Consider the following 20330-nt stretch of genomic DNA (forward strand, 5'->3'; position numbering starts at 1 on the left):
GCAGATGACGCAGCCGAACGAGACGACGTTCCACCTGCCCGACCTTGGCGAAGGCCTGGTCGAGGCGACGGTGCTGGAGTGGCTGGTGCGCCCGGGCGAGCGGGTCGAGCGCAACGGCCCGCTGGTGGAGGTCGAGACCGACAAGTCCGCGGCGGAGATCCCGTCGCCGCACGCGGGCGTGGTCGCCCGGTTGCACGCCGAGGAGGGAGCCGCGGTCGCGGTGGGCGCGCCCCTGGTCACCTTCGAGGTCGCGGAGCAGGAGGCGGCGGGGATCGTGGGCACCGTCCCCGGTGACGAGGCACCGCGCCGCCGCGTCCGGCTCCGCCTGCCCGACGAGGAGCGGAACGAGGCCGGCGAGCGGGGCGAGCGCGAGGGGTGAGAACGCTGCCGACCGGCCGGAAGGCCCGCACAGGGTGTGAGCGCCGCACCGGGGCGTCGCCCCGGAAGCGAGGGGAGGTCCGATGACCCGCTACACGCTCCGGGCTCCGGTGCCGCTGAGCTACACCGCCCCCGATCCCGCGGCCTCGGGGGTCCCCGTCCTGCTCGTCCACGGGTTCGGCTCGGACTACGAGCTGAACTGGGAGCGCACCGGCTGGACCCGGGCGCTCGCGGACCTGCCGTTCTTCGGCTGCGACCTGCGGGGACACGGCGGCAGCGGCAAGCCGCACGATCCCCGGGAGTACACGACCGCGGCCTTCGTCGGCGACCTCGCCGCAGTGCTCGACGCGCTGGCGATCGACCGCGCCGACGTCGTCGGCTACTCGCTGGGTGCGCGTCTGGCCTGGGAACTGGCGCTGGCACACCCGCACCGGGTGCGCCGCGCGGTGCTGGCGGGCTTCGGTCCCCGCGACGCGTTCGCCGGCACCGACCTGGAGGATCTCGAGGGCGACGACTCGCCGTTCGGACGGGTCTTCCGGTCCGCCTCCGGGCTGCCCGGCGGGGACTCGGCGGCTCTGGCGGCGTGCGCGCGGGGGCAGGCCGCCCATCCCTTCCGCTCCGAGCCCGCGCCGGAGAAGACGCCGATGCTGCTGATGGCCGGCGAGCACGACGAACTGGCCGACGGCGTGGAGGGCCTCGCCCGCGGGGTGGGCGGCACCGTGCTGCGGGCTCCGGGGCGCGACCACCGCACGGCCGTCTCGGCCCGGTCGCTGAAAGGGGCCGCAGTGGAGTTCCTCACAGCCGAAGCGGACGCGGTATCCCGGAACTGAGGCGGTGTGGCGGACGCCGACGCGCCGTCACCCTCCGCTACCGAACGGCGCCTCCGAACGTAGGCGAGAATTGCCGTTGCGATCCGGCCGCCGGGCCCGGCGAGACGGGCGGGACCAACGTCGGAGCTGCGAATCGGTAACGTCCGTTTCGCTCCGCTCTCGCCTTCATAACAACCGTTCCCTGGTGATTGGTCGCTTTTCACGGAACGTATATCGTCCGGCAGCAGAACCCGGCGAGCCCACCCACAAGCGTGGGCCGCTTCAGGGCTGAAGGGGAGTGAAGAGTGAACATGCGAGCCGCCAAGCTCGCCGCCGCCACCGCGGCCGGCGTGCTGACCCTGGCCTTGACGGCCTGTGACAACCCGGACAGCGGGGGCTCCGAGGGCGACGGCGGAGGAGGAGGCGGCGACGAGATCCGCGTCGGCCTCGCCTACGACGTCGGCGGCCGGGGCGACAAGTCGTTCAACGACTCCGCCTACCGCGGGCTCCAGCGCGTCGAGGAGGAGCTGGGTATCAGCTCCGAGAACGTCCAGGACTTCGAGCCCAGCGAGGGCGAGTCGGACGTGGACAAGGAAGAGCGCCTCAAGAACATGGCCGACCAGGGCTTCAACGTGGTCATCGGGGTGGGCTTCGCCTACACCCAACCGATGATCAACGTGGCCAGCGACGAGGCCTACTCCGACGTCCACTTCGCCATCGTCGACTCCGAGATCACCGACCAGGAGAACGTCACCAGCCTCGTCTTCACCGAGGAGGAGGCGTCCTACCTGGTCGGCGCAGCGGCCGCGCTGAAGACCGAGGAGGACCACATCGGCTTCGTCGGCGGCGTCGAGACCCCGCTGATCCACAAGTTCGAGGCCGGCTACGTGGCCGGGGCCAAGAAGATCAACCCCGACATCGAGATCGAGACGGCCTACCTCACGCAGCCGCCGGACATGAGCGGCTTCTCCGACCCCGCGACGGGGCGCAGCACCGCGCAGGGCCAGCTCGACAAGGGCGCCGACGTGATCTACCACGCCGCCGGCGCCTCGGGCAACGGCGTCCTGGAGGCTGTGGCCGACGCCGAGAAGCTGTTCATCGGCGTCGACAGCGACCAGTACAAGAGCGCACCCGAGGACCAGAAGCAGTACGTGCTCACCTCGGCGATGAAGCGCGTGGACACCGCGGTCTTCGACTTCGTGAAGTCGGCGCAGGACGGCGAGGTGCAGACGGGCATCCAGCGCTTCGACCTCGCCAGCGGCGGTGTGGGCTACGCGAAGTCCAACGAGGAGGCCATCTCCGACGTCGAGGGCCGCCTGGACGAGCTGAAGCAGCAGATCATCGACGGCGAGATCGAGGTTCCGACCAAGCCCTAGCCGTCGGGCCGCGCGACCGGTCCCGCGCGAGCGGGCCCTGCCGCGACACAATCGCCCCGGCACCGGGGCCGGGGAGCGTTCCCCGGCCCCGGTGCCGCGGTCGGTCAGTCCTCCCCCAGCTCCGCCGCCGGCGGTCGGCGCCGTTCCGGCGTCCGCTTGCGGCGGCCCAAGTCATCGCAATAGGAGTCGGATGAGCAGCGAGCCGTCCGGCGGCGGGGAGGGGCCTCCCGCCGTCGAGCTGCGTGGGATCACCAAGAGGTTCCCGGGGGTCGTGGCCAACCACGACATCGACATCGCCGTCGAGGCCGGCACCGTTCACGCCATCGTCGGCGAGAACGGCGCAGGCAAGTCCACGCTGATGAAGACCCTCTACGGCATGCACCGGCCGGACGAGGGCACCATCTCCGTCAAGGGCGAAACCGTTCGGCTCAACTCCCCCTCCGACGCCATCAAGCACGGGATCGGCATGGTGCACCAGCACTTCATGCTCGCCGACAACCTCACCGTGCTGGAGAACGTCGTGCTGGGCGCAGAGCGCCGCAACGGCATCGGCCGGGACGCACGGGCGCGCATCACCTCGCTGTCGGAGCAGTACGGGCTGGGAATCGAGCCCGACCGGCTGATGGAGGAGCTGGGGGTGGGCCGGCGACAGCGGGTCGAGATCCTCAAGGTCCTCTACCGCGGCGCCGACATCGTGATCCTCGACGAGCCCACCGCGGTGCTGGTGCCCCAGGAGGTCGACGAGCTCTTCGACAACCTGCGCGAGCTCAAGCGGGAGGGCCTCACGGTCATCTTCATCTCGCACAAGCTCGACGAGGTGCTCTCGGTCGCCGACACCATCACCGTCATCCGCCGCGGCACCACGGTGGCCACGGTCGACCCGGAGGGCACCAGCGCGCGCGAGCTGGCCACACTGATGGTCGGCGGCGAGCTGCCCGTGCCCGAGCTGCGCGAGTCCACGGTGACCGAGCAGCCGATGCTGGAGGTCGGCGGGCTGCGGGTGAGCGAGCCCGGCGGCCGGCAGGTGGTCGACGACGTCTCGCTGACCATCCACCGGGGCGAGATCGTGGGCATCGCCGGTGTCGAGGGGAACGGCCAGTCGGAGCTCATCGAGGCCGTCATGGGCATGCGCCAGGTCGACGAGGGCAGCGTCCGGCTGGACGGCGGCGACATCACCGGCTGGGGGACTCTGCGGATCCGTGAGGCCGGTGTCGGATACATCCCCGAAGACCGCCACCGCCACGGCGTGCTGCTGGAGTCGCCGCTGTGGGAGAACCGCATCCTGGGCCACCAGGGAGAGCCGCCCAACGCCAGCGGCATCTGGATCGACAAGGCCGGCGCGCGCGCCGACACCGAGCGGATCGTCTCCGACTACGACGTGCGCACACCCGGCATCGACGTGATCGCCGAAGCACTCAGCGGCGGCAACCAGCAGAAGCTGATCGTGGGCCGCGAGATGAGCGGCCGCCCCAAGGTACTCGTGGCCGCGCACCCCACGCGGGGCGTGGACGTGGGCGCTCAGGCCGCGATCTGGGAGCATCTGCGCCGGGCGCGCGGCGAAGGGCTCGCTGTGCTTCTGGTATCGGCCGACTTGGACGAGCTGATCGGGATGTCGGACACGCTGCACGTCATCCTGCGCGGCCGACTGGTCGCCCAGGCCGACCCGATGACGGTGACTCCCGAGGAGCTCGGCGCCGCCATGACCGGCGCCGGTCTGCAGAACGGCGCCGCCGGCGGCGGCGAAGGCGAGGGCGGCGAATGAGAATCCCCATCCCCACACCGGCCGCGGCCGTCCTGGCCGCGGCGGTCGGCGCCGCCGTCACCGCGGGCGCCGACATGGGCCTGCTCGCGCCCGCGGCGGCGGCGCTGGGCACCGCGGCGGCGTTCTGCGTCGTGCTGTTGTCCACCTCCCCCACCACCGACGACGCCGACACGCGCGTCCACCGGCTGCTGGTGACCCCCATCGCGCTGGTGCTGTCGGTGGTCACCGCTCTGCTGGCGGGCGGGATCATCGACTGGTGGCTGATCGAGCCGGCGGCCTTCGTCCTGGGCGCGGCGATCGGCGCGGCGGCGGCGTTCTGGCTGTACCGCCGGCTGGCCACCACTCTGGCGCTGTCCTTCGGCGCGGTCGTGGCGGCCGGGGTGCTCGCCCTGGCGGTGACCTCGCTGGTGCTGTGGCTCAGCGGAGTCGCGCCCTTCCACGCCTTCGGCCGGATGCTGGAGTTCGGTCTCCAGCCCGACAGCCTGGTCATCATGGTCAACTCCGGCACCACCTTCTACCTCTCGGCGGTGGCGGTGGCGATCGGCTTCAAAATGAAGCTGTTCAACATCGGTGTGGACGGCCAGTACCGGCTGGCGGCGCTGATGGCCGCGGCCGTGGGCGGGGCGTGGGTGCTGCCTCCGGTCGTCCACCAGGTCGTGGTGATCTCCGTCGCGGTCGCCGTCGGCGGTGTCTGGGCCGGCATCGCGGGCTACCTGAAGGTGGCGCGCGGGGTGTCCGAGGTGATCTCCACGATCATGCTGAACTCGGTGGCCACCGGCATCACCGCCTACCTGCTCAACACCGACCGGCTCGCGGTGCAGATCAGCACCAACAACATCGGCACTCCCGAGATCGCCGAGTCGGGGTGGGTGCCGGGCATCCCCGCCGGGTTCATGGGCGCCGACCGCGAGATCTTCGGCCTGGTTGTGCTGGCGATCGCGGTGGGCGTGGGCTACTGGACGATGCTCAACCGCACCAGGTTCGGCTTCGACCTCCGCGCCACGGGCCAGTCGCCTACGGCGGCGCGGGCCAGCGGCATCGACATCAAGCGGATGGTGCTGCTGTCGATGGTCATCTCCGGGATGGTCGCGGGCCTGGTGGGCATGCCTCAGCTGCTCGGACAGTCCCACTACTACGCGCTGGACTTTCCCACCGGCCTCGGGTTCACCGGCATCGCGATCGCGCTGCTGGGGCGCAACCACCCGGTCGGCATCGGCTTCGCCGCCCTCTTCTGGGCGTTTCTGGACCAGTCCAGCCAGATCCTGGACTTCGAAGGCATTCCCAAGGAGATCGCCGTGGTCACCCAGGCCACCATCGTGCTGACCGTGGTCGTGGTGTACGAGGTCGTGCACCGCTGGGGTCTGCGCTACCAGCAGCAGCAGGTGGGCCGCGAACTGGCCCGCGGCGACCGGGAGGAGGCGGCGGCGTCATGAGCCAGGACCTGGCGGTTTCCGAGACCCCGGCCCCTCCGGCTTCCGCGCGGTCGGGAGCCCGTACGCGGTGGCGGTTCGTCAGCATCGCCGTCGCGGTGTTCGTCGCGCTGGCGGGGGTGCGGGCCATCACCGGCCAGCCGATGCTCACAAGCGCGGGCACCATCCAGGCGACGCTGGCGTTCGCCGTGCCGATCGGGCTGGCCGGGCTCGGCGGCTTGTGGGCCGAGCGCGCCGGCATCATCAACATCGGCCTCGAAGGCATGATGGTGCTGGGCACCTGGTTCGGCGCCTATTTCGCCTGGAGCTTCGACAATCCCTGGGTCGGGCTCGTCGCCGGTGTGCTGGGCGGCATGGCGGGCGGCCTGATCCACGCGGTGGCGACGGTGACCTTCGGCGTCGACCACATCGTCTCCGGCGTGGCGATCAACATCCTGGCGGTGGGCGCGATGCGCTACCTGTCGCTGCTGTTCTTCGTCGGCGCGCCGGGCGGCGGCGCCGCTCAGTCGCCGCAGCTTCCGGAGTTCCCGGAGGTGGGACTCCCGTTCGTGGCGGAGGTACTGGCGCCGGCGCGCGACTCGGGGATCTTCCTTGTCTCCGACACCGCCTCCCTGGTCACCGGGCTGACGACCAACATGTCGGTGATGACGCTGCTGGCCGTTCTGCTGGTGCCGCTGACGTTCGCGGTCCTGTGGCACACGCCGTTCGGCCTGCGGCTCCGCTCGTGCGGGGAGAACCCCGACGCGGCGGAGTCGCTGGGGGTGCCGGTCTACACCTACAAGTTCACCGCGGTCGTGCTCTCCGGCGGGTTCGCCGGGATGGGCGGGGTCTTCCTGGCCATGGTGGCCTCCTCGGTCTACCAGGAGGGCCAGACCGGCGGGCGCGGCTACATCGGCCTGGCCGCGATGATCTTCGGCAACTGGCGTCCCGGCGGGCTGGCGATGGGCGCCGGGCTGTTCGGGTTCACCGACGCGCTGCAGGTGCGCGGCGGCGGGGGCGCGGTGCACTCGCTGCTGCTGCTGATCGCGGCCGCGCTGCTGGTCACGGCTGCGGGCATGCTGGCCGCCACGTTGCGGCGGATGCGCTCGACGCCGTCCTTCGCCCGCATGGCAGCGCTGTGGGGCGTGTTCGCCGTCGGCACGGCGCTCGCCGCGGCCGGTGGGACGGCCGCCGCCACCGGCGGCCCCGCGTGGTGGTGGGCCGTGGCCGCGCTGGGCGCGGCCGCGGGTGCGTTCGCGGCGGTGCGGGCGGTGGGCTCGTGGCCGGACGCGGGCGGGCGCCTTCCGCTGGCGGCCCTGGTCGCGGCGCCGACGGGGGCAGTCGTGCTGGTGGTCTACTTCGCCACCGACTCGCTGCCGGGGCAGCTCGTGACCTACAGCCCGCACATCGCGACGCTGCTGGTGCTGGCGCTGGCCTCGCAGCGGCTGCGCCCTCCGGCGAGCGTGGGCCGCCAATGGCGCAAGGGAAGGGCGTGAGCACGGTGGAGGCGTCTTCGCCGGACGAGGGCACCGGCATCGACTGGCCCGGGCTGCGGGCCGAGGCGGCACGGGCCCGCGACCGCGCGTACGCGCCCTACTCGCACTTCCCCGTGGGCGCGGCCGCGCTAGTCGACGACGGGCGCACGGTCGCGGGCTGCAACGTCGAGAACGCCTCCTACGGGCTGGGTCTGTGCGCCGAGTGCGGCCTGGTCTCTGCGCTGTACGCCACGGGCGGCGGCAGGTTGCGCGCGTTCGCGTGCGTAGGCGGTGCAGGCGACCCGCTGATGCCCTGCGGCCGGTGCCGCCAACTGCTCTACGAGCACGGCGGCGCCGCGCTCCTGGTCGACACCCCGCAGGGCGTGCTGCCGCTCGGCGACCTGCTGCCCCAGGCGTTCGGTCCCCAGGACCTGGGGCGCTGAACCTCCGGGGCGGCACAGCGGTGGTTTGCCCGGACCGGGCACGAGGAACGCGAAGCGCCAAGCGCCGGGCGATGTCGTCGCGCCCCGGCGGATCGCCGACCGGCCGAGGAGCCGAGGAAGGGAAAGCCATGGAAGCCATCGACGTCATCACCGCCAAGCGCGACGGCGGCGAGCTCACCGTCGACCAGATCAGGTGGGTCGTCGACGCCTACACCCGCGGAGCGGTGGCCGAGGAGCAGATGGCCGCTCTGAACATGGCCGTCCTGTGGCGGGGCATGACGCGCGCCGAGACCAGTGCGTGGACGCAGGCGATGCTGGACTCCGGCGAGCGTCTGGACTTCGGCGGCCTGGACCGGCCCACCACCGACAAGCACTCCACCGGGGGCGTCGGCGACAAGATCACTCTGCCCCTGACGCCGACCGTGGCCGCGTGCGGAGCGGCGGTCCCTCAGCTGTCGGGCCGCGGGCTCGGCCACACCGGCGGCACCCTGGACAAGCTGGAATCCGTTCCGGGTTGGCGGGCCGACCTTTCCCCCGAGGAGATGCGCAGCCAGCTCGCCGGGGTCGGGTGCGCCGTGTGCGCCGCCGGCCCCGGCCTGGCACCCGCCGACCGCAAGCTCTACGCGCTGCGCGACGTCACCGGGACGGTGGAGTCGGTCCCGCTCATCGCCGCCTCGATCATGTCCAAGAAGCTCGCCGAAGGCACGGCCTCGCTTGTGCTCGACGTCAAGGTCGGCTCGGGCGCGTTCATGAAGGACGCCGCGGCGGCGCGGGAGCTGGCCGAGGCGATGGTGGCGATCGGCACCGACCACGGAGTGCGCACCAGCGCGCTGCTGACCGCGATGGACACCCCGCTGGGCCGCCGGGTGGGCAACGCCCTGGAGGTGGCCGAGGCGGTCGAGGTGCTCTGCGGCGGCGGGCCGCCGGACGTCGTCGAGTTGACGGTGGAGCTGGCGCGGGAAATGCTGCGGGCCGCCGGTCTGGACGGCGCGCGCGACCCCGCCGAGGCGCTGCGCGACGGGTCGGCCATGGACGTCTGGCGGAGGATGATCGCGGCGCAGGGCGGGGACCCCGACGCGCCGCTGCCGGCGGCCACCGAACAGAGCGACATCCTCGCTCCGGCGACCGGCACCCTGACCCGCCTGGACGCCTACGCGGTGGGCGTGGCGGCCCGGCGGCTGGGTGCGGGCCGGGCCCGCAAAGAGGACCCGGTCTCGGCGGGCGCCGGGGTGGAACTGCACGCCAAGCCGGGCGAGGAGGTCCGCGCCGGCCGCCCGCTGTTCACCCTGCACACCGATGACCCCGACCGCTTCGGCCGGGCGGCCGAGGCGCTCGCCGACTCCTTCGCGGTCGACGGCCCGCCCGGGGGCCTGCCGCTGGTTCTCGACCGGGTCGGCTGAAGGCCGGGGTCTGCGGGCGCCGGAACGGCTCACCGCCGAAGGGAACGGCCCCGACCCGGCGTACTCACGTCGGCGCCGGCTCTACTTCGGCTCCTCGGGGAAAAGGGCGCGGACCGCGCGGGACAGCTCAGCCAAGTGGGACGCCGCCTCGGCGCGTGGCGCCGCCGCGTCGCCGTCGACCGGGAGGACGACCTCCAGGTAGGCCTTCAGCTTGGGCTCGGTGCCCGACGGGCGCAAGGTGAGGCGGCCGCGCGCCGGACCGCCGAGCCGGTAGCGCAGGGCGTCGGTGGGGGGCAGGCCGCGCAGGCCCGGGGCGAAGTCCTCCACGTCCTCCACCTCCAGTGGTCCGAACGCGCGCGGAGGGCGGGCGCGCAGGGCGCGCATGGTCTCGGGGATCAGCGCGAGGTCGGCGACCCGCACCGACACCTGGTCCGTCGCGTGCAGGCCGTACCGGCGCGCCTGGTCGTCGAGGAGGTCGAGCAGGGTGCGCCCCTCGCGTTTGGCGCCGGCCGCGAGCGCGGCCATGACCAGCGCCGCGCCGATCCCGTCCTTGTCGGCGACCGGGCGGCCGCGGTCGCCGGCCAGGCAGTAGCCCAGCGCCTCCTCATAGGCGAAGACGCACCGCTCCCCCGGCCCGGCGGCGCGCACCAGCCACTTGAAGCCGGTCAGGGTCTCGGCGCAGCGCACTCCGTGCGCCGCGGCGATCTTGGGCAGCAACCCGGCCGAGACGATGGTGGTCGCCACCATCCGGTCCTCGCCCGAGGTGCGGCTCAGCACGTACTCGGCCAGCAGCCCGCCGACCTGGTCGCCGGTCAGCAGGCCGTGGCCGGGCACGGCCACCGCCAGCCGGTCGGCGTCGGGATCGTTGGCCAGAACGATGTCGGAGCCCGCCGCGCTCCCGCCGATCATCGCGAGGTCCATGGCGCCGGGCTCCTCGGGGTTGGGGAACCGCACCGTCGGGAAGTCGGGGTCGGGCGACTGCTGCTCGGGCACGGGCCGGGGCGGGAGGAACCCCGCCCAGGAGAACGCGGTCGCCAGCGTCTGGCCGCCCACACCGTGCATGGGGGTGTAGGTGGCGGTCACCTCCCGGTCCGCACCCAACGGCAGCGTGCACAGCGCGGCCACGTAGCGCTCCACCGCCTCCTCCCCGAGGATTCGGCGGTCCTCCGACAGCGGCAGCCGGTCGACCGGGCCCGCCGCCTCGATCGCCGCCGAGATCTCGGCGTCGGCCGGCGGGACGATCTGGCTCCCGGCGTCGGCGCCCGCGCCGCCGGCGTAGACCTTGTAGCCGTTGTCCTCGGGCGGGTTGTGGCTGGCGGTGACCATGATTCCGGCGTCGGCGCCCAGATCGCGGACGGTGAAGGCCAGCACGGGCGTGGGCAGCGGGCGGGGCAGCAGCAGTGCGGTGCAGCCGGCGCCGGCCAGCACGGCGGCGGAGTCGCGGGCGAAGTCGGCCGAGCGGTGGCGGGCGTCGTAGCCGATGACCACGGTCGCGCCCGGACCCGCCCACTGCGCCACGCCCGCGGCGGCGCGCATGACCATCACCCGGTTCATGCGGTTGGGGCCGGCGCCGAGCCTTCCGCGCAGCCCGGCCGTGCCGAACTCCAGGCGGGAACCGAACCTGTCGGCCAGGCCGGCGTCGTCGCCGGCGTCGAGCAGCCCGGCCAGCTCCGCGCGGGTCGCGGGGTCGGGGTCCTGCTCCAGCCAGGCGCGCGCCGCCGCGCGACGGGATCCGTCGGAGTCGCCCATGGCCGGCGCTCCCTCCGTGTCGTGCCGTTTCGTGGTCGGGACGGACATGGCGCCGCCTTCCGCGCGGCGCGAGCGCCCACCGGGGTCTCCGCGCGGGCGGCGCCCCCCGGCTCCAGCCCGCCGGCTCCCGGCCTTACCCCTCCTGGGCGGGCTCCAGCCGCTCCACCAGCGAGGCGAGCAGCGCCCCGACGTCGGTCGCCGCGTCGCGCCCGGTGGCCAGCACCTCTTCGTGGTCCAGCGGCTGGCCGGACAACCCGGCCGCGACGTTGGTGACCAGCGACAGGCCCAGCACATCGGCCCCGGCCTCGCGGGCGGCTATGGCCTCCAGCACGGTGGACATGCCGACCAGATCCGCGCCCATCGCCCGCAGCATACGGATCTCGGCGGGAGTCTCGAAGTGCGGGCCGGGCATCGCGGCGTAGACGCCCTCGGCGAGCCCGGGGTCGATCTCCTTGGCGAGTCCGCGCAGCTTCGCCGAGTAGGTCTCGGTGAGATCGACGAAGGTCGCGCCCTGCAGCGGCGAGCGCCCGGTGAGGTTGATGTGGTCGGCGATGAGGACCGGGGCCCCGACCCCCAGCGCGGAGTTGAGGGACCCGGCCGCGTTGGTGAGGACGACGGTCGACGCGCCGGCGGCGACCGCCGTGCGCACCCCGTGGGCGACCGCCTGGGCGCCGTGCCCCTCGTAGAGGTGGGTGCGGCCGAGGAACACCAGCAGGTCGCGGTCGCCGCTGCGGACGCTGCGGACGCTGCCGCTGTGGCCCTCGACCACCGGCGGCACGAAACCGGGCAGCTCGCTGGTTGGCACCTCGGCCCCGCCGGACCCGAACGCGTCGGCGGCGGGCGCCCACCCCGATCCCATGACCAGGGCGACGTCGTAGGTGTCGACGCCGGTGCGGGATCGCAGCTCTTCGGCTGCCTTCTCTGCTGCTGTGTACGGATCGGTCGTCACGGGGACTTACCTCCAGGGTGATGGCTCTCGCGGTCGGACCCGCAGTGATCTTGGCGCGCTGCGCCCCGCGCTGGCAACGGCGAACCGCCATAGGGCCGGGAACCGTTCGGCTCGCGTACGCCGCGCCGGGACCGGGGGCGACCTCACGCGACCGCCCTGCGCAGCACGGCGCGCGGCGCCGACACCCCGTCGGACAGGCGGTCGCCGGTCGGCGCGAAGCCCCCTGCGCGGTAGGCGCGCACGGCTGCCCGGTTGGACTCGCTGACGGCGACGAACACCTCGGCCGCGTCCGGGTGCACGCAGCGCACGAGCGCCTCGACGGCGGCGCAGGCGCGGCGGCCGATCCCCTGGCCCTGCCGTTCCGGAGCGAGGTAGAACGCGCGCAGCATGACGGCGCGCGCCGTGTCGGCGGTGACGCCGGCGAGCTCGGCTCGGGCGCCGCCCCGGTCGATGATGCCGAAGCCGACGGGCTCGCCGTCGACCAGCACGGCGAAGGGGGTGCGGTCGGGATCGGCGTCGGCCCGCGGAAGGGTCTCGACCGCCTCGGTGACCAGGGCGCGCTGGCCGGGCGCCACACGGATGCGCAGTACGGCCGCGCGCAGGCGCTCGACGTCGGGGCCGGGGCGGTCCAGGCGCACCAGCGCGACGGAGGCCCTGTCCGGGCGGCCCGCGGCGCCCTCGGTCGTATCGGGCACCTCGATCACCTCCTGCGCGGCCCGCTCCGCGCCGCACGGCCGACTGCGGCGTTCACGGGTCGCGGCCGACGCGGCTGCGGCAGGCGACGACGGCTCCTACCACTATGCCAGAGGCCTTGGCGACGGAATGCGGCCCTCGACACTCCTTCAGCTGCGCCGCCCCTGTCGGTGCGCCGCCCTCTCCGATCCCGGACAGCCGCGCCTACATGCCGACCGGGTGCCAGACGGTCTTGGTCTCCAGGAACGGAGTCATCCGCGAGATGCCCGGATCGGCGAGCCAGTCCTCGCCCTCGCCGGGGCGCAGGACGCGCTTGAGCGTCTGGGCGGCGCTGCGTTCGAGGTCGGCGGCAGACTCGGGGAGGGCCCCGGTGAGGTCGATGCCGTTCACATCGGCGTGTGAGGCGAGGTGCGGCGCCAGGTCGCCGGTCCTGCCGGTGAGGATGTTGACGACTCCGCCGGGCAGATCGGAGGTGGCCAGGGCCTCGGCGAGGGTAAGGGCGGGCAGCGGCGCGCGCTCGCCGGCCACCACCACGGCGGTGTTGCCCGTGGCGATCACCGGCGCCACCACCGACACCACACCCAGCAGCGGCGCCGCAGGCGGGGCGAGGACCGCCACCACTCCGGCGGGTTCGGGCTGGGAGAGGTTGAAGTAGGGTCCCGAGACCGGGTTGGCTGCGCCGAGGACCTGGGCGATCTTGTCGGACCAGCCGGCGTAGTACACCCACCGGTCGACGGCGGCCGAGACCAGTTCGTCGGCGCGGGCGGCGCCGATGCCGTCGGCCTCGGCGATCTCGGCGGCGAACTGGGCGCGGCGCCCCTCCATCATCTCGGCGACGCGGTACAGGATCTGGCCCCGATTGTAGGCAGTGCGCCCGGCCCAGCCGGGAAACGCGGAACGCGCGGCGACCACGGCGTCGCGGGCGTCCTTGCGGGACGCGAGTGCGGCATTGGCGAGGTGGGCGCCGCCGGATGCGGTCACGGGATAGCACCTGCCTGACTCGGAGCGGGGGAAAGCCCCGCCCACATAGAGCTTGTAGGTCTTGCGCACCGGGACCCGCCCTGTGCCCGGAGCGGCGGGCGGCACGCCGGCGCCCGCACCGGCGGTACCTGTCGACTCGCCCGAGCCCTCGGTGCCGCGCCGGCGGTAGGTCTCCCCCGGGCCTGTCGGCTCCGCGCTGCCCGCGGGCTCGGCGAGTTCGGCCGGTTCGGCGTGCACCTCGGGGCCCGCGGACCGCGGCGCCGCTCCGGAGGGCGCGCTGCCGCGCGGGCCCTCGGCGGCGTCCACTGCGCGGCCGCCCTGGCCGGACGCGGCGCGCGGGTGCTCGGGGTGCTCAGGCGGCGTGGACAAGGTATGCCTCCAGTCCGTGGCGGCCGCCCTCGCGGCCGTAGCCGGATTCCTTGTATCCGCCGAAAGGGCTGGCCGGGTCGAACTTGTTGAACGTGTTGGACCAGATGACGCCCGCGCGCAGCCGCTCGGCGGTCCACAGCATGCGCGAGCCCTTCTCGGTCCACACCCCGGCAGACAGTCCGTAGGGGGTGTTGTTGGCCTTGGCCACAGCCTCCTCCGGGGTACGGAAGGTCAGCACCGACAGCACCGGCCCGAAGATCTCCTCGCGGGCGATGCGGTGGGCCTGGGTGACGCCGGTGAAGACGGTGGGCGCGAACCAGTAGCCCTTCTCGGGCAGCGGGCACCGGGGCGACCAGCTCTCGGCGCCTTCCTCGGCGCCGACACGGGCGAGCTCGCGGATGCGTTCGAGCTGCTCGGCGGAGTTGATCGCGCCGATGTCGGTGTTCTTGTCCAGGGGGTCGCCCAGCCGGAGCCGTTCGATGCGGGCGCGCAGGCGCGACAGCAGGTCGTCGGCCACCGACTCCTGCACCAGCAGGCGCGAGCCGGCGCAGCACACGTGCCCCTGGTTGAAGAAGATGCCGGAGACGATGCCCTCGACCGCCTGGTCCAGGGCCGCGTCGTCGTAGACGATGTTGGCGCCCTTGCCGCCGAGCTCCAGCGTCAGGCGCTTGCCGGTGCCCGCGACCGCGCCCGCGATCTCGCGGCCGACCGCGGTCGAGCCGGTGAAGGCGACCTTGTCGGCGCCGGGGTGGTTCACCAGGGCCCTGCCGGTCCCGCCGGCGCCCGTGACGATGTTGACGACGCCGGGCGGAAGCTCGGCCTCCTGGCAGACCTCGGCGAACGCGAGCGCGGTCAGCGGCGTGGTCTCGGCGGGCTTGAGCACGACGGTGTTGCCCGTGGCAAGCGCGGGAGCGATCTTCCAGGCCAGCATGAGCAGCGGGAAGTTCCACGGGATGACCTGTGCGGCCACGCCGACCGGGCGGGGCGCCGACCCCATGCCCGCGTAGCCGAGCTTGTCGGCCCAGCCGGCGTGGTAGAAGAAGTGCGCGGCGACCAGCGGGAGGTCGACGTCGCGGGTCTCCTTGATCGGTTTGCCGTTGTCGAGCGTCTCCAGCACGGCCAGCTCGCGGGACCGCTCCTGGAGGATCCGGGCGATGCGGAAAAGGTACTTGCCGCGCTCGGCGGCGGGCATGGCGCCCCAGGCGCCCTCGAAGGCCCGGCGGGCGGCGGCGACGGCGCGGTCGACGTCGGTCTCGCCGGCGACGGCGACGTCTGCCAGGTGCTCCTCGTCGGCGGGGTTGTGCGTTGCCATGCGCTGCCCGGACTCGGGGGGCACGAACCCGCCGTCGACGAACAGCTCGTAGCCGGGGCGAAGCCGCACCGCGGCCCGGGATTCGGGCGCCGGCGCGTACTCGAAGATCCGGTCGGCCTTTTCTTCCACTGCTCGGCCTCTCAGTCCAGGGTGTAGTAGTCGGGGCCGTAATAGGTGCCCGTGGACAGCCGGGTGCGCTGCATCAGCAGGTCGTTGAGCAGGCTTGAGGCGCCGAGGCGGAAATGGTCGGCGTCGAGCCAGCCGTCGCCGGCGACCTCGTTCACCAGGACCAGGTACTTCAGCGCGTCCTTGGTCGTGCGGATGCCGCCGGCGGGCTTGACGCCGACACGGCGCCCGGTGTCGGCGAAGTGGTCGCGCACCGCCTCCAGCATGACCAGGGTGACGGGCAGCGTGGCGGAGGGCGCGACCTTGCCGGTGGAGGTCTTGATGAAGTCGGCGCCGGCGAGGATGGCCAGCCACGAGGCGCGGCGGACGTTGTCGTAGGTGGCCAGCTCGCCCGTTTCGAGGATCACCTTCAAATGGGCGCCGCCGCAGGCCTCCTTGACCGCGGTGATCTCGTCGTGGACGGCGCGGTAGTCGCCGGCGAGGAACGCGCCGCGGTCGATCACCATGTCGATCTCGGCGGCGCCGTCGGCGACGGCGCGGCGGGTGTCGGCGAGCTTGGCCTCAAGCGGCGCGCGGCCCGCCGGGAAGGCGGTGGCCACCGACGCGACCTTGACCCCGGAGCCGGCCAGCGCCTCGGCGGCCGTGGCGACGAGGTCGGAGTAGACGCATACGGCGGCCGCCGGCGGCACCGTGGGGTCGGCGGGGTCGGGGCGCATCGCCTTGGCCGAAAGCGCGCGGACCTTGCCGGGAGTGTCGGCGCCCTCCAGCGTGGTCAGGTCGATCATGCCCACGGCGAGGTCGATCGCCCGCGCCTTGGCGGCGGTCTTGATCGAGCGCGTGGACAGGTCGGCGGCCCGCGCCCGGGCGCCGACCTCGTCGACTCCGGGCAGGCCGTGCAGCAGCGCCCGCAGCGACGTGTTCGACGCCGCCTGGCCGGGTGGAAGGACGGTCTCGGGCACGGGCACCTCACGCGGGTCGCGGGTCTGGGACGCCCGATCGGCTGCTTGTGGCACCGGCGGGCAACGCCCCCATAGTGCCACGCCACCACCGCGCGGCGGCGACGGGCAAGCGCTCCTGTGGACGGCCTGGGTGCCGGCGCCGGTATCGGCGGTCGGGCATGATGGGGTAGGCACCCTTCCTGCGGTGGCGGATCGCCCGCAGGGGTTCATCGTGAGGAGAGCGGCCGCGCGGCAAGCGGCGGTACAAAAGGGAGGCGGCGGGAGTGGCCGAGTTCCGCATCAGCTCCGACACCGGCGACTTGGACCTGCGGCGACTCGCGGCCGATCTCGTGGAGTCGCAGGGCTGGGCGCGTGACCAGGTGAGCATCTGGCAGAACCGCGGCGGCGGGGACGTGGTCGTGACCGTGGACACGGCGCTGCTGGAGAAGCGGGCGCCCGATCCGCTCGCGGCCTCCGTGCACACCCGCAGCGACGTGCACCGGGCGTGCGAGACGCTGCGGCGCAGCGACCCCTCGCTGCGCGGCGTCGACTTCGCCGAGCTGCGCGATGAGGCGGCCCGCTTCTTCGCGGCCGGCTGGACCCTGGGCGACCTGCTGCATGCCCTGGGCCACCGCCACGACGGCGCGCAGTGGCCGCAGGGCGAGGGCTACGAGGGCGTCGAGTGGCTGCAGCACCGCCTGCGCAACTGGAAGTCGGAGACGGGCGACATCCGCCCGTCGGTCTCCCAGGAGGGCGCCCAGATGCGCATCGTCGGCCGGATCGGGCTGCCGGACGACCTGGGGGCGCCCGCCGATGGTCCCGGCGCGCCCCGGCGCGCGGCCTCACCCCAGGCGGCGCGCGCGGCCGCCGACGACGCCCGCCGACTGATGCGCGCGCAGTCGCGCACCACCAGCGACTCCCTGGAGCACCGCGACCGCACCGCCGCGCACATCACCCGCCGGCGGCACTGACGCGCTTGGCGTCGGAGCCGCTTTCGCAGCGGCGAACGGTCGCACGCTGCCGCCGGGCCCCGGACCCGCCCCGGGCGCTCTCCATCACCCCCGCACGACCGCGCGACGTCCGACGCGGGGTTGCGCGGGCGCCCGCCCGGCCCGCTGATAATTTCGCTGTCCATGGAGCCAGGATCTCGCCCGAGCGGCCGGCGCAAGCGCACCTTCATCGAGGAGGCCCGGCGCGCGCAGATCGTCTCCGCGGCCATCCGCACCGTCGCCGAGGCGGGCTACGCCAATGCCTCGCTGGCGCGCATCGCCCAGCACGCCGGTATCAGCAAGGGCGTCATCTCCTACCACTTCTCCGGCAAGGACGAGCTGATGGACCGGGTCGTCGAGCAGATCTACTCGACGATCGCGGACTTCGTGCTGCCACGCGTGGCAGAGGCGCCCGACGAGCGTGCCGCCCTGCGGACCCACATCCTGGCCGTGGCCGACTACATGCGCAGCAACCGCGAGCAGCTGCTGGCCCTGGCCGGCATCTTCAACGGCGTGCAGACCCCGGTGGGTGCCCCGCGCTACCGCATGGCGGTGAGCGAGCCGGTCTACCGGGCGATCGAAGAGCGCCTGCGCGCCGGTCAGGAGCGGGGCGTCCTCCGCGACTTCGACGTCCGCGTCATGGCGGTGTCCCTCCAGTCCGCGATCGACGGCATGTTCGCGTACTGGGTGACCCATCCCGACCACGACCTGGACGCGCACGCCGCCGAACTGGCCGAGCTCATCGACCGCTCCGCGCGCCCCGACTCCGCCGACTCCGCCGGCTCCACCTGACCCGCCCGACGCCCTGACCGCCCGCTCTGCGCTCCGCGCGTCCGCGAACGCGCCCGCCGCACCTCCTCACCGCTGCGGCACCCCCTCGCCACGGCTGCGCCGCCGTGATCCGCCGTCCCCGATAGGACTCCGGGTCGGCTCAGGGTTCCGTCGGGGAGACCACCGATACATGTTTGTCTGAGTCGCCAGAAAACTGGCCGCATGGACAATAAATAGTCCAGTCAGACAGGATTCCCAACGGCGGACGAATCCGCTGGGCCGCACGGGCCGACGCGGACCGCCCCAGGATCGGAGAACCATGGCCTCGGACCGTCCCCTGACCTCCGCGCCCCGCGGCGCCGCCGCACCGGCCCGACCGCGGCTGCACTACCTCGACCACCTGCGCGCCGCGCTGACGGTCCTGGTGGTGCTGCACCACGCCGCTCTGGCCTACAGCAACGTCCCGGCCTGGTACTACGTCGACCCCGGCGACGACCCCAGCAGCACGCTGCTCGACGCCTTCCTCGCGCTCAACCAGGCCTTCTTCATGGGGTTCTTCTTCCTGATATCCGGGTACTTCACGCCCGGCTCCCACGACCGCAAGGGCGCCGGCGGCTTCCTGGTCGGCAGGCTGGCGCGGTTGGGGGTGCCGCTGCTGATCTACCTGGTGTTCCTGCGCCCTCTCGTCTATCTCGCGATCTACCTGGGCGATGCCGACCCGGTGCCCTACTGGCGCTTCTACGTGACGACGTGGGATCCGGGCCCCATGTGGTTCGTCGAGGCACTGCTGGTCTTCGCCCTGGTATACGCGCTGATCAGGAGGCTGCGGCCGGTGCGCCGGACCTCGGCCGCGGAGGCGGACCGCCCGGGCGGTCCGGCTCGCCTGCCCGGCCCTGCGGCCGTCGCCGGCTTCGTGGCCGTGCTGGTGGCGGCCACCTACCTGTGGCGCATGGTTGTACCCGGCGACGCCACCTGGCCGGTCGTCGGCCTGCCCACCCCCGGCTTCATGCCGCAGTACGTCCTGCTGTTCGCCGCGGGGGCGCTGGCCTTCCGCAAGGGCTGGCTCGACGCCGTCCCCCGCTGGGCGGGCCGGGGCGGAGCGGCGGCCGCCCTCCTCACTGCGCCGGTCTATCTGCTCCTGCTGGCCGCGGTGTACGAAGAGGCGCTCACGCCCGGCAGTTGGCAGTCGCTGGCGGTTGCCGCCGTGGAGAGCGTCCTCGCCGTGGGCACCGTGCTGGCGCTGCTGGCCCTGTTCCAGCGGCTGTTCAACCGGCGCTCGGCCGTCGGCACGTTCCTGTCCGACCAGGCCTATGCGGTCTACTTCCTGCACCCTGTCGTACTGGTCGGACTGAGTTGCGCGCTGTCCTGGTGGGAAGCTCCCTCGGTCGCCGAGTTCGCTGTCGTGGCCGCCCTCGGACTACCGCTGTGCTGGGGCGCCGCCTACCTGGTGCGCTCGCTCCCGCGCGCAGACCGCGTGTTCTAGCCGCCCCGTCCGGATGGGTGCGCCGCGGCGACGGGACGGGCCGCCGCCCGCCGCACCCGGACCGTCAGAAGAACTCGACCAGCCGCTCGATGGGGGCGACCTCGCGGAATCGCTCGTGCTCCTGGGGCGGTTCGGCGTGCTCCAGGATCCAGGTGGCCGGATGCGGCACCAGCACCGCGCCCATGCCCGCCTCCAGCGCGGGCAGCACGTCCGAGCGCACCGAGTTGCCGATCATCCACGTCTGCTCGGGGTCGAGGCTGTGGGTGCGCCCGAACGCGCGGTAGGCGTCGGGGTCCTTCTCCGGCACGATCCCCAGGCCGGCGAACAGCGCGGCCACCCCCGAGACGTCGATCTTGCGCTGCTGCTCCTCGGGGTGGCCCTTGGTCAGCAGGTACAGGGTGTGCCGCTCCTGCAGCGCGTGCAGGGTCTCCAGGACCCCTTCCAGCAGGATGGTCTCGCCTTCGACGATGCGCCTGCACAGACGGTGCAGATGGGCCCGGTCGGCGTCGCCGACACCGGCCCGGGGCCGCAGCCGGGCCAGGCAGTCGCCCAGGCTGCGCTCGAAGACGCGGGCGCCGTAGCCGTAGGCGGCGCTGTTCTCGCGCTCGATCTCGGTCAGCGCCGCACGCACCTCGGCGCGCGGCAGGTCCGGCCGGCCGACGTAGTCGATGAAGTCCTCGATCGCCCGCTCGAACAGGACGTTGCATTCCCAGAGCGTGTCGTCGGCGTCGAAGATGAGGTTCATCGGACGCGCCATGCGGCCTCCCTCCCCGCGGGGACGTCTCTGCCACAGGGAGGCTACCGGCACCCGCCGCCGACCCGCATCGGGAATTCGCGCACCCCTGTTTCGGCTGATCATCCCCCTGCATGAATGCACGGCCCTCTGCCGGGGCATATCCCGACAGCGCACACGGCCAG

At 73.3% G+C, this 20330-nt stretch carries 18 protein-coding genes; 11 read left to right on the forward strand and 7 right to left on the reverse strand.

Annotated features, from left to right (window positions below; all coding sequences use genetic code 11):
- Positions 1-4: 4 nt before the first annotated feature.
- The 8 genes from RM446_RS22365 (at position 5) to RM446_RS22400 (ending at position 9052) form a co-directional block, all read left to right on the forward strand.
- Complete coding sequence (locus RM446_RS22365) at positions 5-379, forward strand: biotin/lipoyl-containing protein (RefSeq protein ID WP_311547385.1); 375 nt, start codon at positions 5-7, stop codon at positions 377-379.
- A gap of 82 nt (positions 380-461) precedes the next feature.
- A complete protein-coding gene (locus RM446_RS22370; protein WP_311547386.1) occupies positions 462-1208 on the forward strand; it encodes an alpha/beta fold hydrolase in 747 nt (248 codons plus the stop codon).
- Positions 1209-1498: 290 nt separating this feature from the next.
- Positions 1499-2563 (forward strand): BMP family lipoprotein, encoded by a 1065-nt coding sequence (locus RM446_RS22375; protein WP_311547413.1) that lies wholly within the window; start codon positions 1499-1501, stop codon positions 2561-2563.
- 190 nt (positions 2564-2753) lie between these two features.
- On the forward strand, positions 2754-4325 hold the full coding sequence (locus RM446_RS22380; RefSeq protein WP_311547387.1) for an ABC transporter ATP-binding protein: 1572 nt from the start codon (positions 2754-2756) through the stop codon (positions 4323-4325).
- Positions 4322-5758 (forward strand): ABC transporter permease, encoded by a 1437-nt coding sequence (locus tag RM446_RS22385; RefSeq protein ID WP_311547388.1) that lies wholly within the window; start codon positions 4322-4324, stop codon positions 5756-5758. Before RM446_RS22380 ends, RM446_RS22385 begins: the two co-directional genes overlap by 4 nt.
- Entirely contained in the window at positions 5755-7230 is a 1476-nt protein-coding gene (locus tag RM446_RS22390; protein WP_311547389.1) for an ABC transporter permease, read from the forward strand. Before RM446_RS22385 ends, RM446_RS22390 begins: the two co-directional genes overlap by 4 nt.
- Positions 7209-7652, forward strand: a complete 444-nt coding sequence (locus RM446_RS22395) for a cytidine deaminase (RefSeq protein ID WP_398695711.1) — start codon at positions 7209-7211, stop codon at positions 7650-7652. Before RM446_RS22390 ends, RM446_RS22395 begins: the two co-directional genes overlap by 22 nt.
- A gap of 128 nt (positions 7653-7780) precedes the next feature.
- Positions 7781-9052 (forward strand): thymidine phosphorylase, encoded by a 1272-nt coding sequence (locus tag RM446_RS22400; RefSeq protein WP_311547391.1) that lies wholly within the window; start codon positions 7781-7783, stop codon positions 9050-9052.
- Positions 9053-9133: 81 nt separating this feature from the next.
- Here RM446_RS22400 and RM446_RS22405 read toward each other — a convergent pair whose 3' ends face one another.
- The 6 genes from RM446_RS22405 to deoC all read right to left on the reverse strand — a co-directional run bounded on the left by RM446_RS22405 (position 9134) and on the right by deoC (position 16196).
- Positions 9134-10801 carry a phospho-sugar mutase gene (locus tag RM446_RS22405; RefSeq protein WP_311547392.1) on the reverse strand — a complete coding sequence of 556 codons (1668 nt, stop codon included), beginning with the start codon at positions 10799-10801 and terminating at the stop codon, positions 9134-9136.
- Between the two features lie 133 nt (positions 10802-10934).
- Entirely contained in the window at positions 10935-11750 is an 816-nt protein-coding gene (locus tag RM446_RS22410; RefSeq protein WP_311547393.1) for a purine-nucleoside phosphorylase, read from the reverse strand.
- A gap of 143 nt (positions 11751-11893) precedes the next feature.
- Positions 11894-12445, reverse strand: a complete 552-nt coding sequence (locus RM446_RS22415; protein WP_311547394.1) for a GNAT family N-acetyltransferase — start codon at positions 12443-12445, stop codon at positions 11894-11896.
- Positions 12446-12647: 202 nt separating this feature from the next.
- On the reverse strand, positions 12648-13529 hold the full coding sequence (locus RM446_RS22420; RefSeq protein WP_311547414.1) for an aldehyde dehydrogenase family protein: 882 nt from the start codon (positions 13527-13529) through the stop codon (positions 12648-12650).
- Between the two features lie 247 nt (positions 13530-13776).
- Positions 13777-15234, reverse strand: a complete 1458-nt coding sequence (locus RM446_RS22425) for an aldehyde dehydrogenase family protein (protein ID WP_311547395.1) — start codon at positions 15232-15234, stop codon at positions 13777-13779.
- Between the two features lie 11 nt (positions 15235-15245).
- Positions 15246-16196, reverse strand: coding sequence for a deoxyribose-phosphate aldolase (gene deoC / locus RM446_RS22430; RefSeq protein ID WP_311547415.1), 951 nt, complete (start codon positions 16194-16196; stop codon positions 15246-15248).
- 257 nt (positions 16197-16453) lie between these two features.
- On the opposite strand from deoC, the gene RM446_RS22435 reads away from it, so the two are divergent.
- The 3 genes from RM446_RS22435 (at position 16454) to RM446_RS22445 (ending at position 19412) form a co-directional block, all read left to right on the forward strand.
- Positions 16454-17140, forward strand: a complete 687-nt coding sequence (locus tag RM446_RS22435) for a hypothetical protein (protein WP_311547396.1) — start codon at positions 16454-16456, stop codon at positions 17138-17140.
- Between the two features lie 162 nt (positions 17141-17302).
- On the forward strand, positions 17303-17950 hold the full coding sequence (locus RM446_RS22440) for a TetR/AcrR family transcriptional regulator (protein ID WP_311547397.1): 648 nt from the start codon (positions 17303-17305) through the stop codon (positions 17948-17950).
- Between the two features lie 298 nt (positions 17951-18248).
- A complete protein-coding gene (locus tag RM446_RS22445; RefSeq protein WP_311547398.1) occupies positions 18249-19412 on the forward strand; it encodes an acyltransferase family protein in 1164 nt (387 codons plus the stop codon).
- 64 nt (positions 19413-19476) lie between these two features.
- Here RM446_RS22445 and RM446_RS22450 read toward each other — a convergent pair whose 3' ends face one another.
- Complete coding sequence (locus RM446_RS22450; protein WP_311547399.1) at positions 19477-20169, reverse strand: HAD family hydrolase; 693 nt, start codon at positions 20167-20169, stop codon at positions 19477-19479.
- Between the last annotated feature and the right edge of the window lie 161 nt (positions 20170-20330).

This window comes from Streptomonospora wellingtoniae (genome assembly GCF_031845375.1).
Taxonomy (GTDB): domain Bacteria; phylum Actinomycetota; class Actinomycetes; order Streptosporangiales; family Streptosporangiaceae; genus Streptomonospora; species Streptomonospora wellingtoniae.

Coding starts and splice junctions, on each gene's coding strand:
- RM446_RS22365 (WP_311547385.1), top strand. CDS start 5: ATGACGCAGCCGAACGAGACGACGTTCCACCTGCCCGACCTTGGCGAA.
- RM446_RS22370 (WP_311547386.1), top strand. CDS start 462: ATGACCCGCTACACGCTCCGGGCTCCGGTGCCGCTGAGCTACACCGCC.
- RM446_RS22375 (WP_311547413.1), top strand. CDS start 1,499: ATGCGAGCCGCCAAGCTCGCCGCCGCCACCGCGGCCGGCGTGCTGACC.
- RM446_RS22380 (WP_311547387.1), top strand. CDS start 2,754: ATGAGCAGCGAGCCGTCCGGCGGCGGGGAGGGGCCTCCCGCCGTCGAG.
- RM446_RS22385 (WP_311547388.1), top strand. CDS start 4,322: ATGAGAATCCCCATCCCCACACCGGCCGCGGCCGTCCTGGCCGCGGCG.
- RM446_RS22390 (WP_311547389.1), top strand. CDS start 5,755: ATGAGCCAGGACCTGGCGGTTTCCGAGACCCCGGCCCCTCCGGCTTCC.
- RM446_RS22395 (WP_398695711.1), top strand. CDS start 7,209: ATGGCGCAAGGGAAGGGCGTGAGCACGGTGGAGGCGTCTTCGCCGGAC.
- RM446_RS22400 (WP_311547391.1), top strand. CDS start 7,781: ATGGAAGCCATCGACGTCATCACCGCCAAGCGCGACGGCGGCGAGCTC.
- RM446_RS22405 (WP_311547392.1), bottom strand. CDS start 10,801: ATGGGCGACTCCGACGGATCCCGTCGCGCGGCGGCGCGCGCCTGGCTG.
- RM446_RS22440 (WP_311547397.1), top strand. CDS start 17,303: ATGGAGCCAGGATCTCGCCCGAGCGGCCGGCGCAAGCGCACCTTCATC.
- RM446_RS22445 (WP_311547398.1), top strand. CDS start 18,249: ATGGCCTCGGACCGTCCCCTGACCTCCGCGCCCCGCGGCGCCGCCGCA.
- RM446_RS22450 (WP_311547399.1), bottom strand. CDS start 20,169: ATGGCGCGTCCGATGAACCTCATCTTCGACGCCGACGACACGCTCTGG.